The organism is Pseudomonas sp. GWSMS-1 (assembly GCF_049847425.1).
Taxonomy (GTDB): domain Bacteria; phylum Pseudomonadota; class Gammaproteobacteria; order Pseudomonadales; family Pseudomonadaceae; genus Aquipseudomonas.
Map to the genome: position 1 here is coordinate 1,774,391 of NZ_JBMHHV010000005.1, position 12,254 is coordinate 1,786,644.

The window sequence follows — 12,254 nt, forward strand, 5'->3', positions numbered from 1 at the left end:
TGTAACCCTAGCTTCAGCTTACTGACGGGGTGCCCTGGTTAATCTTGTTTCGAACGCAACGCTCAACTCCTGCTGTTAGCAGGGGCTTACCGAAACAATGAGGAATACCTAAATGAAATCGCTGAAAACCCTGCTCGTACTGGCTGCTCTAAGTGTCTCCAGCCTGGCCATGGCCGAAGGCGGCGCTGATCGTACCTTCGCCCGCATGGAAAAGGCCCGTGCAGTATCGATGCAAGCGTTCCAGGCTGCCAAGCAGGAGCAGGCTGACGCGTCCGTAAAAACAGAGCAGAGCAACGGCTGAAACCGGTCCGTATAGCCCTAATGGCTGAAATAGCCGCTGCCTGCAGCGGCTGTAGGCCAGGCGCAACGCCTATCAACCAGGACAGATGCCAGACCACTCTGGCTGGTTGAAGATGATCGCAAGATCTAAAAACAGCTTCTTGCCCGCGGCAAAAAGCGAGCACCTTCTCGCGGCTGAATCTGTAACCCCACATGCCCCGCAAGGCATCTTCCCCCGCCTCTAGTCAGCCTCGACTGATCAAAGCCCATGTGACGCCCGCCAACTCCGACGCCGTCCACGCCCTGGCGTTTCCCCTGATACCGAACCCGTTACAGCGGCGGCAAATAATACCCAGCAGGGCTATGGCCCACTTCTGCAAGGCTGCGCGGAGCGGTCAATGCTTGGCGGTTGTGCAAACGACACACCGCGCACGCAAACTTAAGCCCGTCGCCGCATTTCGACTAAGGTAAACACACGACCTAAAGCAACCTTGGCGCCGCTTGTGGGAGTGGGCGCCCTGCGTAATCGCAAGGTGTTCGAGTGCCAAGCCGCTGAATCCACTTATCGGGCGCTCTGCGCGAAGTATTAATCCACGACCAAGCGACTCAGTGCCGTTACCTGAAAATAATGTGGAGGCTACATGAACCTCGCTCACTGGCCCTTTGCTGGGCTTCTACTGGCGCTAGCGCTACCTACCCACGCTGCCGATGCGGCCACTGTTTATAGCAAAGGCGGTAGCAACCCGGCGGCGATGGCCTGCGCCACCTGCCATGGTGCCGAGGGTGAAGGCCTGGCCGCAGCCGGGTTCCCGCGGCTGGCCGGCCTCTCCGCCGGCTACCTGAAAAAACAGCTGGCCGATTTTGCTTCCGGCGCACGCGCCAACCTGATCATGCAACCGATTGCAGCAGCCTTGACGGCCGAGGAAGCGGACGCGGTAACGGCGCTGCTCGCCAACAAGCCGTCACCACAGGTCGAGCGCATCAGCCGCGCCGCGCCGGCCACAGATTTAGGTGCCGTGCTTGCATTACGTGGCGCCTGGGATCGCAATATTCCAGAGTGTGTGTCCTGCCACGGGCCAAGCGGTGTAGGCGTTGGCGACACCTTCCCGCCCCTTGTCGGACAGTCCGCCCAGTACCTGTCTGCGCAGCTCGTCGCTTGGCAGCAGGGAACTCGCAAGAATGATCCCAACGACCTGATGGGGCATATCGCCCGCAGCCTTAGCCAAGACGAGGTCAATGCCGTGTCGCAGTACTTCGCCACCTTGACCGAAACAGGAGCCGGCAAATGAACGCCCCCACAAGCGCCTTGTTGCTGATCGCACTGGCCATACCTGCGCATGCAGCAGACATCGCTATGGATGATCAATCACAAATCACCGCCGCCGCAGCGGTCCCTGCCAGCAGCCCGTACTTCCAGCCACCGCTGGAAAGCCAACTTGCAGACAACGCCTTTGGCAAGCTGGTACAGCAAGGCCGCGCCATCTTCGTAGATACTAAAACACACGCGCCAGACTATGTAGGCAACGGCTTGGCCTGCACCAACTGCCACCTGGACCAAGGCCGCAAAGCCAACTCTGCGCCGCTTTGGGCCGCGTACACCATGTACCCGGCGTACCGTAAGAAAAACGACAAGGTCAACAGCTACACCGAGCGTTTGCAGGGCTGCTTTCAATTCAGCATGAACGGCAAAGCCCCTGAAGCCAACGGCCCGGTTATCACCGCGCTCACCGCCTACTCCTATTGGCTTGCAACCGGCGCACCGACCGGGCAAGAACTGCCAGGCCGTGCCTATCCGTCAGTGCCGGAGCCCAAGGACGGGTTCGACCTTGCCCAAGGCGAGAAGGTTTACGCGGCACAATGCGCGGTATGCCACGGCAAGAATGGCGAGGGGCAGAAGGCCGGCGAGGATTACGTGCTCCCCGCACTGTGGGGGGCAGACTCATTCAACTGGGGCGCCGGTATGCACCGGATCAACACCGCCGCAGCATTCATCAAAGAGAACATGCCGCTGGGCAAAGGCGGCACCTTGTCCAATGAAGACGCCTGGCATGTGGCCGCCTTTATGAACAGCCATGAACGCCCGCAAGACCCGCGCTTGATCGATGGCTCGGTCGAGAAAACCCGCGACAAGTACCACGCCAATGACGGCGTCAACTTATACGGCAAAACCATTAACGGGCAGATGCTGGGCAAGGGCCTCTAGCTCAGCCTCGCCGCCCTGATCGCGACTGGGCAATCCTCGCCCAGTCATGCGCTTTAGTGCTCGGCCTTACTACTTAGCCGGCAGCTGCTGGTCATTCATCAGCTTCATCATCGTGTCCATCATCTCCATGCGTCGGTCTGCACCGGCGCAGTCCATCGGCATACCGTTGGCCATGCCCATACCACCCATATGGTTGCCCATCGGCATGTCCCCACCCATAGGCATCTGCTTCATCATCGTCATGCCGTCCTGCATGGCAGCCATGCCGGTTTGACGTAACGCATCACGTTCTTCAGGTGTCCGGGCCGCCATAAATTGTTGGTGTATGGCCTGCATCGCCTTGGTGTGCTGATCGAATTTGCCGGCGTCAAACTGTGGCGCCGCAACTGCAACGGCGGCATCAGCCGGCTGCTGGCCTTGCATAGCAGGCGCGGCGGCCTGCGCACCGGCCACGAAGGTGAATGCCAGGGTGGCGACAAGTAGTTTAGTGTTCATGCGAACCTCCAAAAACTGGGTTTAATCTACGTCGGCGTTATCAACGCGCATTGATCACTCTCAACGCGCTGCATCGGCAGCCGCTCAGCTACAGCAGCAGCCACCGGCCTTCTTGGCCGGCGTACTGATGGCCGGCTCGCCAGTCAGTAAAACCGGGGTATAGCCCGCCTGCACAATGACCTGGCTAAGTTCAGCCTCGCCGACAACCGACTCAATTTGCACCCGCTGTGACGGCAGGTCGACCTGCACCTTGGCAGCTGCATCCACGGCCAGCACTGCTTGGGTAATCGCCTTTGTGCAATGTCCGCAGGTCATGCCTTGTACGTCGAACGTAATCATCGTGTGCTCCTTTAAGGGCAGTGGTTGTTGACTCACCTTCAGCCTTGCCATCGTGGCAAGGTCAAGCACATAAATACCGAAGGTCACGCCTACACATACCCAGCCGCTCAACCTGCTGCCATGGCAATGCGACAGGCGCTTTAACCCGCCAACCATTGCTGCATGCGCGACTACGCGCTTGATCAACGATGGTCGACCTTAAGCGGCATCGGGTCTGTACGCTGCACCACCTAAACCGGTAGTGGCGTTGACGCCTGTAGCCGGAGTGAATTCAGCTGCACCTTGCGACATCGCTGTACAGGTATGCATCGGCACGCCGCCCCGCCACCACAGCAGCATCACCCGTGGACACACCGCCCCGCGCACCAGTAATGTGCATGCAACTCATGTCGCGTTTACCCATCGCAATGTCGTGTTTGCAGAGTCAACAGTTAGTCTGCGCAAGGATTTACAGATAAATAGGGAGCGTTATACGACGCTCTTTTCGACGTTATGCGACAGCATGTCGCTTAATTAATAGTTAGCCTATCAAGGAAGAGCTTATGGACATCATCTCAACAATAAGTACATCACTTAGCCTGACGAAGTGGCTCCGTGAAATCTCCAAAAATATTGAAGACGCCGAATTCAAAAACCTGTTAGCTGATCTTTCGAGCGAACTTGCTGACCTAAAGTTGGAGGCAGCCTTTCTTAAAGAGCGCATCGCCCATCTCCAAGAAGAAAATGAACTGCTTAAAAAGACATCACAGCCCGCTGATGAAAAACCTACTGGAAGAAAGTGGGGCTGCTATATCTTCGAGGCCGACAGCGGTCTTTACTGCCCAGCATGCTGGGACTCAAAACGTCAAAAATCCTCTACCACCCGAGTGAATACCCGATTCCGTCACTGCCCCGTTTGCAATGCACCTATTGGGGCCGGCTAACAAGTGGTTCAAATCGCTCGCTCCGCTCGTTGGGACGGGCTAAAGCCCGCCCTTAACCAAACGTTATGTTTTACAAATCAGGGTGTGTTGTGACCTTTGAGAAATGGATGAGACTCCGAGGCTTATCGGAGTCCTCAATAAAGAAATACGAAGGTGCTGTCAGCGGCATAATTTCCGAGTGGGCCGTACAAGAGGGACTACTGGATGGACCACTGACTTCAATCCAGAGTTATAGTCAGTTCGAAAAAATAGCTATTGGCTTGCAAAACACTCCAACCTATCAGGCGCGAAATGATCGCGGCCACTACATGTATAGCAGCGCATTAAAAAGTACACGGAATACTTACAGGAAGGATTTGATTCAGACATAGAATCTGATGTTGAGTCAATATTTCTGGAAATTAATATTTCAGATACAGAAAAATTGCTGTTGCTAAAAACTAGAATTGGCCAGGGGAATTTCCGTCAAAAACTAATTTCACTTTGGGGCGGCTGCTCCATTACAGGCTACAAAGACCTTTCAATGCTTGTGGCCTCGCATATCAAACCATGGAGCGCATCATCTAATGCCGAACGGCTTGATACCTACAACGGTCTGCTTTTGCTGCCTAATCTCGACAAAGCATTTGACTCAGGCTTTATATCTTTTAATGAAGCCGGAAAAATTTTAATTTCACCACTGCTACAAGAGCCAGGCAGTATAGGCATTAATTCCTCAATGGTAATCGCTCTTAAGCCTGAACATCAGAAGTACATTAGTTTTCACCGCGAGTCCGTGTTTCGTAAAACATAACAACTGGTTCAAACCGTTCGCTGCGCTGACTGGTACGACCTAAAAACGGACTATAGGCAAACTTTAAGCACACCAATACAAATGAGAGCACCACAAGAATGAAAGGGAAAATTATTTCATGGAAGGATGACAAAGGCTTCGGCTTCATCACTCCTGAAGGTAAAAGCGAACAGGTTTTCTTCCACATCTCTAGTGTTAAAAAGGCAGCGCGCAAACCTGAAGTTGGCGATGTGGTTATTTTTGAAGCAGCCAAAGACTCTCAAGGTCGCCCCAAAGCAACCCATGTACTACTTGAGGGTGTATCACTTGTAAACCCAGGCACCTCTAAAAGAATATTCACGAAGCCCGTCAAGAAGGATGCGCTAGATTATTTTACCTACTTTATTTTGGTTGCACTTCTTGCCATCTCACTAGGCCTATTAATAGAAACAGGTACACCAGAGTCTTCGTTAGTGCCTGGTGCAATTTTTTTAGTGGTTTTGTTCTTTTCATTAAATAGAAAGAAACAGCCTGAAAACAAATTATTTTCATGCTCAAAATGCCGTGCAGTCTCCAGTCACGACGAGAGAACAGTGCTTGCCTGGAATAGAGGGTTTAATCGGTTATATTGTAAACCTTGTCACCAGGCATGGCTGCGCGAACAACCTAAAGACCAACAAGAAAGCCGAAGCGCTTATGCTTCATCAAAGTCAGGTTGTCTTGGTCTATTTTTGGTTATTGCGTCCGTCCCGATCATTTGCGTTGTCGGTGCGGTCACATGGTTTGTGTAGGCCAAACCTAACAAGTAACTTGAATCCTTGGCCTAGCTCACTGGGACGGGCTAAACCCCGCCCTTTAACCAAAGCAGCGGCAGCCTATACAACCATCTCCAGCGCCCTCGCCATGCTGATAACCACGTGAGCATCACGCACACCGCCGCCAGCCGGCCGAGCCTTATGGCTATAGCCGGCGAGAGCGGAGCAAGAGGGTTAGCGCGGGATCAGGCTGGCAATGCTGGTGAGGCGCTGACTCACGTGTTCTTCAAGGCGTTGCATGTCTTGACGATGGCGTTGCTCTTGCTCGGCCTGTTCGGCGCACAGTTTTAACGCCGTGAGCACCAGCAGGCGGTCGCCAAGCAGGGTTGGTGAGGCCGCCTTGCTTTCAGCCAGGCGCTCTTTGAGCAGCCGCACCGAGTCGCTCAAGGCCTGCTGTTTTCCGGCAGGCGCCTTGATGCTGTAGTCATTGCCGAGGATGGAAATGACCGTGACCGTGTCCCCTTCGAGGCTCATGCCTGGGCAGGACTCGGCGCCGCGTTGGCAGTGCCGCTAGCCAGCTGAACCAATGCCTGAATACGTGCGGCGGTGGTGCTGTTCAGCTCGTCTTGCTCCAGTGCGCTCATTTGCAGCGCGTCATTTTCGTCCTTGAGTTGAGCCAATTCGTTGCGAATCTGCTGGTTCGCCTCTTGCAGCGCTTTGTTCTCTTGCACCAACTCGCTGACAAGTTGTTCCAACTGACTCAGATCATTTTCCAACATATTGATTACTCAAGCTTTTTTGCGGGCCGCCAGAATAAAGAAAAGCGCCGCGAGAAGCCAGGCGAGTGGCTGGACGGTCAGGGCGTTTTTCGGGTTAAAACTTCGCGCAGTGCGCAGCCTGCGTTTAAGCAGTCGGCCTTGCACGCCCTTATACCCCGCCCCGCTCTCCGCCCTGGATTCAGGGGCGCGGCCCCAGGATTTGTATCAGCAGCTCGGGGCTCGGTGCGCCGAGCTGTTGCTGCAACTGGCCCGCTTCATCCTGATAGAAAATCGCCGGCGTAGCCGAGGCGCCCATTTCAGCCATCAGGCCAAGGTTGTGGTCGAGCTGCTGCTGGATGGCGTCGGGGATTTTTTTCAGCCCTTGCAAGGTGCTGGCTTTACCGGCCGACTCATGTTCATGCAGCGCCGCCTGGGGATCGCTGGCGCTGAGTAACGCGGCGGCTTTGGCGGCGCTGTCTTGGCGCAACATGCCGACCATTACATGGCGGACCTGCACAGCACCGCCCTCGACCCAAGGCCGCGCTTGTTTCCAGAACAGGTTGCAGTACGGGCAGTTGGGATCGGAAAACACATAGACAATGCGCGGTGCGCTGGCCTTGCCGTCGGTGATCCAGCTGCTTTTTTCCAGCTTGCTCAGCATTGCCTTGCCCTGCGGCCCGTACACCAGTTTATCCAGCGGCTCACGGCTAAGGTCTTCGCCTTGGGCATCAAGCAGGCTGCCGACCAACACGTGCTGGCCATCGGCCGTCAGGTACAGGGCAACGCCCTGGCCGTTGAAGCGCGCGGCATAGCCCTGCAGACCACTGGGCGCGTCAAAACGCTGGATAATCTCGGCACCACGCGCCTCGATCGCCTTGATCGGGGCCGGCCATTCCTCAGCCTGCGCCAGGGGCAGCACCAAGAACGTCGTGAGCAGTGCAGCCAGGTGGGTAAGTCGCAGCATGGTTATTGATCCTTGTTCAGTACTTCAAGCGCGCGAGCCAGGCTGGCGCGCGACAATTCACCCAAGTGGCTACCAACCTGGCGACCCTCGGCGTCGTAAAACAGCGTGCTGGGCAACGCCATGGAGCCAACGTGCTGGCCCAGACGGCCGCCGCTGTCGAGCAATACGTTGTCCAAACCGAGGGCTTCGGCGGCCAGGTAGTGGTTAACCTCGCCCTGACCCTCGCCTTGGTTGACGAACAGGATGGTCAGTTCGGGATGGTTGCGCTGCGCCTCGGCCAACACCGGCATTTCCCGACGGCACGGTGGGCACCACGTGGCCCAAAGGTTGACCACCAGCGGTTTGCCGACGTAGTCGTGCAGCGCCACTGAGGCGCCGTTGCTGTCTCTGAAGGACAACGCCGGCAGCCGGGTGCCCTGCTCAAGCCCATACAACGTCAGGCTACCCAAGCCCCAACTGAACACGCCGACGGCCAATGCGCTGGCCAAGGATGTTCTGATGGCTGGGGTACGCCAGGCCTGCCAGGCACCCAACAACAGCGCGGCCAACACGCCAGGCCAGGCGATAAAGCCACCGTCACGGATATCCAGCGCCTGCCAGGGTTGCGCGCGGTAGTGCTCGAGGTACACGGCAACAAACGCCAGCCGTGCGACCAGCAAGGCCACCAACAACAAACGAAACAGCTGTTTTTCCGGATTGACCGCACTGCGCCGGCCGACATACCAGCCGGTAACAGTCGCCAGCAGCAGGCTGATCATCAACAGCACGTGGGCGGTGCTGAGGGCCAAGGGACCAATATTCACCGTCAGCATCAACCGCGCTCCTGGGTAGTCGTCCAAATATCTAAGAACTGCTCGGCATTCACCGCGCCCGTTATGCGCTGCGAACGGCGCTCCTCACCGTCCGGGCCGATCCACAACAAAGTGGGCGGGCCCAGCACTTTAAAGCGTTCCAACAACGCACGGCTTGCCGCGTTGCTTTGAGTCACGTCGGGGCGCAATAGGCGAACGCCTTGCAGGCTGGCCTGCACATCGGGGTTAGCGAACACGGTTTTCTCCATGACTTTGCACGACACGCACCAGTCGGCGTAGTAATCAATCAGCACCCACTGGCCCTCGGCTTTGGCCGCCGCCAGCTCACGCTCCAGCGTGGCCGGCTCGTTCATGCCGATAACCTGCTGTGCATTCGACGCCGCCGCAATGCCGGTGCCGGCATACACCTTGAGGGGCTGCAGCGGATCGCTGGCACCCCCGGCGGCCCCCAGCACCATCGCCATGCCCCAAATACCCAGTAACGCGCCAATCGCCTTGGCCACGCTGGCGTGTTGCAGCACTTGCCGCGACAGATGCAGCAACGTACTGGCCAGCACAATTAATAGCGCGCCCCACAAACCCAGCCAGGTCGGCTCCGCAAGCAGCGGGCGGATCACCAAAAGCGCGGCGAGTAGAAACAGAAAGCCGAACAGCACCTTGACCCGATTCATCCACGCGCCGGGTTTTGGCAAGAAGCGATTACCGAGCGTCACCAACAACACCAGCGGCGTGCCAATGCCCAGGCCTAATGCAAACAACACCAGGCCGCCGTGCAGCGCGTCGCCACTTTGCCCGATATACAGCAGCGCGGCGGCCAGCGGTGCGGTCATGCAAGGCCCCACCAGCAGGCCGGAGAACACACCGAGCATGCCCGCACCGACCAGGCTGCCGCCTTGTTGCTTGCGCCCCGCATGCGCTAAGCGGTCACGCAGGGCCGCGGGCAACTGCAGCTCAAACAGCCCGAACATCGGCAAGGCCAGCAGCACAAACAGCGCGGCGAAGCTGGCCAGCAACCAGGGCTGTTGCAGCAGCCCCTGCAGGTTAGCGCCCAGCAACGCAGCGACCACGCCCAGCACGGAATACACCAGTGCCATGCTCACCACATAGCTGGCCGCCAGTGACCAGCCGCGCCGTGGCGAGGCCCCGCTGCCCACCACAATGCCCGCCAGAATCGGCAGCATTGGCAAGGAACATGGGGCAAAGGCCAGCAACAAACCCAGACCAAAGAACAGCAATACGTTCAACATCAGGTGTTGGTTTTGCAAACCACCGGCCAGGGTTTGGTCCTCAGCCAGGTTGGTGCCCGGTTCGCTCGGCGCGCCGGCGCTCAACAAATCAACCTGCTGGGTCTGCGGTGGGTAGCACAACCCGGCATCGGCGCAGCCTTGCCAGCCAACCTGAATGCTGCCGGCAAGCCCCGCGGGGAGCGTCAGCGTTAAGCGCTCGCGATAAATCTGCGAATCACCGAAGAACTCATCGCTATAAGGCAAGCCTGCAGGCAGCTCTGGGGCGGCATCTGCCGGCAAGCCGCTGAACTGCAAGCGTTGCTGATAGAGGTAGTAGCCGGGGGCAATATCCCAACGCAGCCGGGTTTCACCACTGGCCTGACGCTCGACGCGAAAGTTGAATGCCTGCTCAACGGGGAGAAACTCGGCCTGCTGGGTGTTGCCCGCCTGCAGCGGATTGGCGGTAAAACTGGCGGCCTGGAGGGGCTGCAGCAGCCAAGCCCAGAACAGCGAAAACAGCAGAAAAGAACGCATGCAAAACCACACCGACAAATAATCAGATGCCGAGCATCGCAGTTGGCGGTTAAGTCAGGATTAAACTCGGGTTAATCCGCGTAAATACCCACAGCCCGTTATCATTCGTGGCCCCGCTATAACCCTGACTTAATCCTGCTGATGGATACTTCACCTCCCCTCCACGGATCGGCGTCATGAACATATTGCTAACTGAAGACAATGCCCTGATTGCTAGCGGCGTTGTCGCCGGGCTCACCGCCCAGGGCTTTCGCGTTATGCATGCGGCCAGCGCCGCTGAAGCTGAAGCCCTGCTGCGCACGCTGCAGTTCGATGCCTGGGTGCTGGATCTGGGCCTGCCGGATGAAGACGGTTTGAGCCTGCTGCGGCGCCTGCGCCAGCGCGGCGTGGCCATACCAGTGTTGCTGCTGACAGCCCGCGATTCAGTAGCCGACCGGGTGTCTGGCCTGCAGGAGGGGGCGGACGACTATTTGGTCAAACCGTTCGATTTACGTGAACTTGCCGCCCGCTTGCATGCCCTGCTACGCCGCGCCGCTGGGCGCGCCAGCTCACTGGTCGAACACGGTCCGCTGCGCTACGACCCGGTGGCCTGCCAGGCTTTTTTGCATGGGCAGCCAATCGACCTGTCGCGCCGCGAGCAAGAACTGCTGCAAGCGCTGCTGCACAATCCTCGTCGGGTGCTCAGTGGCGAACAGCTTAAGGATGCGGTCTACGGCCTTGACGACGAGGTCGAGAGCAATGCCCTCAACGTGCATATTCACCATTTGCGGCGCAAGTTAGGCAGCGCCATCGTAGAGACGGTGCGCGGCCTGGGTTACCGCCTCGGCCCCGCCGGCCACAACGAGGAACACACGCCATGAGCCTACGCTTGCGCCTTAGCCTGATTCTCGGCTCTGCCTTTGTGCTGCTCTGGTCGCTGGCCGCCGTGTGGATGCTGTTCGACCTGCGCAACCAGCTGATGTTGACCCTCGACCAACGCCTGGCGTCTTCGGCGCGGATGGTCTCGGGCTTGCTCCTGCAACTGCCGCAATTGCAGCAAACCGAAGGCAGTGCGCCGCTGAGTACCGAACAGCTGGGGATGCCGGAAGGCATTGCCTGCCAGATCAGTTCGGTGCGCGGCGAGATTCTCGCCAGCAGCCGCGCCGCGCCAGGCAGCGCCCTGGGCGTGGATGAAAAAGGCTTCCATGAGCGCAACATTGACGGCATCACTTGGCGCACCTTCACCTTGATTGAAGGTGACATGCGCGTAACCACAGCAGACCGCTTGGACGAGCGCGACACCCTCAACCACTCGATTTTGCTGGCAGCTGCTGCGCCTGTAGTGCTCGCCTTGCTCGGCAGTTTACTGGTGCTATGGGTTGGCCTAAGCCGCGAGTTATCGCCCTTGCGGCGCATTCGCCAGGCGCTGGCCGAACGCAGCGCCGACAGCATCGAACCGCTGCATGTCGACGGCCTGCCGCAAGAGCTGCAACCGCTGGTGGCCACCCAGAATCAGCTGTTTCAACGCATTGGCCAGGCGATTGAGCGCGAACGCCGGCTGACTGATGACGCGGCCCATGAGTTGCGTAGCCCGCTGACGGCGATCAAAACCCACCTGCAAGTGGCCAGCATGACTGAAGGCGCGATTGCTCGTCAGGCCTTGGCCCATGCCGAAGCCGGCACTGACCGCCTGCACCAGACCCTGGAACAACTGCTGCTACTGGCCCGGGTGGAAGGCCGCCTGCCATTTGACGAGCCCCTGCAATACAGCGCTGCGCAAGTGGCCCACATGGCCATCAGTGATGCTCAGCAACCGGACAGCCGGCCTATCGAACTGCACCTGCTCGATGCCAGTGCCCAGCGCCTCCTGGCAATGCCACCGACCCTGGCCATTGCCGCGCTGCGCAACCTGCTGGACAACGCCCAACGGCATAACTCAGCCGATGCGGCCGTGAGTTTGAGTGTGCAATCGCGTGGGGAGCACCTGTGCTTTAGCGTGCAAGACGCCGGGCCTGGCGTGGCCGCCGAAAAGCTGCCCCAGCTAACCGAGCGCTTCTGGCGCAACTCAGCCGGTGACGGCAGCGGCCTCGGCCTTTCCATCGTCAACGCCATCGTTCAGCGCTGCGGTGGCGCGCTTGAGTTTGTCAGCAGCGCCAATGGCCTGCGGGTGGACTTAGTGCTGCCGAGCCGATCCGCCAGTGAGCCGCTTTAGCAG

The 12,254-nt window shown here is 58.3% G+C and carries 15 protein-coding genes; 8 read left to right on the forward strand and 7 right to left on the reverse strand.

Going from position 1 to position 12,254, the window contains the following annotated elements:
• The first annotated feature begins 112 nt into the window (after window positions 1-112).
• The 3 genes from ACEPAJ_RS11790 (at window position 113) to ACEPAJ_RS11800 (ending at window position 2,482) form a co-directional block, all read left to right on the forward strand.
• Window positions 113-301, forward strand: coding sequence for a co-regulatory protein PtrA N-terminal domain-containing protein (locus ACEPAJ_RS11790; protein ID WP_425914979.1), 189 nt, complete (start codon window positions 113-115; stop codon window positions 299-301).
• A gap of 619 nt (window positions 302-920) precedes the next feature.
• The gene (locus tag ACEPAJ_RS11795) at window positions 921-1,568 is read left to right on the forward strand and encodes a c-type cytochrome (protein ID WP_425914980.1); all 648 of its coding nucleotides are present in this window, start codon (window positions 921-923) and stop codon (window positions 1,566-1,568) included.
• Window positions 1,565-2,482, forward strand: coding sequence for a c-type cytochrome (locus tag ACEPAJ_RS11800; RefSeq protein WP_425914981.1), 918 nt, complete (start codon window positions 1,565-1,567; stop codon window positions 2,480-2,482). The genes ACEPAJ_RS11795 and ACEPAJ_RS11800 overlap by 4 nt, the downstream gene beginning before the upstream one ends.
• A 69-nt stretch (window positions 2,483-2,551) precedes the next feature.
• Here ACEPAJ_RS11800 and ACEPAJ_RS11805 read toward each other — a convergent pair whose 3' ends face one another.
• Entirely contained in the window at window positions 2,552-2,977 is a 426-nt protein-coding gene (locus ACEPAJ_RS11805; protein ID WP_425914982.1) for a hypothetical protein, read from the reverse strand.
• Window positions 2,978-3,061: 84 nt separating this feature from the next.
• Window positions 3,062-3,316 carry a heavy-metal-associated domain-containing protein gene (locus ACEPAJ_RS11810; protein ID WP_425914983.1) on the reverse strand — a complete coding sequence of 85 codons (255 nt, stop codon included), beginning with the start codon at window positions 3,314-3,316 and terminating at the stop codon, window positions 3,062-3,064.
• A gap of 542 nt (window positions 3,317-3,858) precedes the next feature.
• On the opposite strand from ACEPAJ_RS11810, the gene ACEPAJ_RS11815 reads away from it, so the two are divergent.
• The 3 genes from ACEPAJ_RS11815 (at window position 3,859) to ACEPAJ_RS11825 (ending at window position 5,802) form a co-directional block, all read left to right on the forward strand.
• Window positions 3,859-4,239: a hypothetical protein gene (locus ACEPAJ_RS11815; RefSeq protein WP_425914984.1), complete on the forward strand. Its 381-nt coding sequence runs from the start codon at window positions 3,859-3,861 to the stop codon at window positions 4,237-4,239.
• A gap of 424 nt (window positions 4,240-4,663) precedes the next feature.
• Entirely contained in the window at window positions 4,664-5,032 is a 369-nt protein-coding gene (locus ACEPAJ_RS11820; protein ID WP_425914985.1) for an HNH endonuclease, read from the forward strand.
• A 98-nt stretch (window positions 5,033-5,130) separates the two neighbouring features.
• On the forward strand, window positions 5,131-5,802 hold the full coding sequence (locus ACEPAJ_RS11825; protein ID WP_425914986.1) for a cold shock domain-containing protein: 672 nt from the start codon (window positions 5,131-5,133) through the stop codon (window positions 5,800-5,802).
• A gap of 198 nt (window positions 5,803-6,000) precedes the next feature.
• Here the strand turns inward: ACEPAJ_RS11825 and ACEPAJ_RS11830 are convergent, their stop codons facing one another.
• The 5 genes from ACEPAJ_RS11830 to dsbD all read right to left on the reverse strand — a co-directional run bounded on the left by ACEPAJ_RS11830 (window position 6,001) and on the right by dsbD (window position 10,060).
• Window positions 6,001-6,300: a cell division protein ZapA gene (locus ACEPAJ_RS11830; RefSeq protein ID WP_425914987.1), complete on the reverse strand. Its 300-nt coding sequence runs from the start codon at window positions 6,298-6,300 to the stop codon at window positions 6,001-6,003.
• Window positions 6,297-6,545 carry a hypothetical protein gene (locus ACEPAJ_RS11835; protein ID WP_425914988.1) on the reverse strand — a complete coding sequence of 83 codons (249 nt, stop codon included), beginning with the start codon at window positions 6,543-6,545 and terminating at the stop codon, window positions 6,297-6,299. Before ACEPAJ_RS11835 ends, ACEPAJ_RS11830 begins: the two co-directional genes overlap by 4 nt.
• A gap of 178 nt (window positions 6,546-6,723) precedes the next feature.
• A complete protein-coding gene (gene dsbG / locus ACEPAJ_RS11840; protein WP_425914989.1) occupies window positions 6,724-7,488 on the reverse strand; it encodes a thiol:disulfide interchange protein DsbG in 765 nt (254 codons plus the stop codon).
• Window positions 7,489-7,490: 2 nt separating this feature from the next.
• Window positions 7,491-8,300 (reverse strand): TlpA family protein disulfide reductase, encoded by an 810-nt coding sequence (locus ACEPAJ_RS11845; RefSeq protein WP_425914990.1) that lies wholly within the window; start codon window positions 8,298-8,300, stop codon window positions 7,491-7,493.
• On the reverse strand, window positions 8,300-10,060 hold the full coding sequence (gene dsbD / locus ACEPAJ_RS11850) for a protein-disulfide reductase DsbD (protein WP_425914991.1): 1,761 nt from the start codon (window positions 10,058-10,060) through the stop codon (window positions 8,300-8,302). The genes ACEPAJ_RS11845 and dsbD overlap by 1 nt, the downstream gene beginning before the upstream one ends.
• A gap of 176 nt (window positions 10,061-10,236) precedes the next feature.
• Between dsbD and ACEPAJ_RS11855 the strand changes: the two genes are divergently transcribed.
• Window positions 10,237-10,920, forward strand: a complete 684-nt coding sequence (locus ACEPAJ_RS11855; RefSeq protein ID WP_425914992.1) for a response regulator — start codon at window positions 10,237-10,239, stop codon at window positions 10,918-10,920.
• Window positions 10,917-12,251 carry an ATP-binding protein gene (locus ACEPAJ_RS11860; RefSeq protein ID WP_425914993.1) on the forward strand — a complete coding sequence of 445 codons (1,335 nt, stop codon included), beginning with the start codon at window positions 10,917-10,919 and terminating at the stop codon, window positions 12,249-12,251. The genes ACEPAJ_RS11855 and ACEPAJ_RS11860 overlap by 4 nt, the downstream gene beginning before the upstream one ends.
• Window positions 12,252-12,254: the final 3 nt, after the last annotated feature.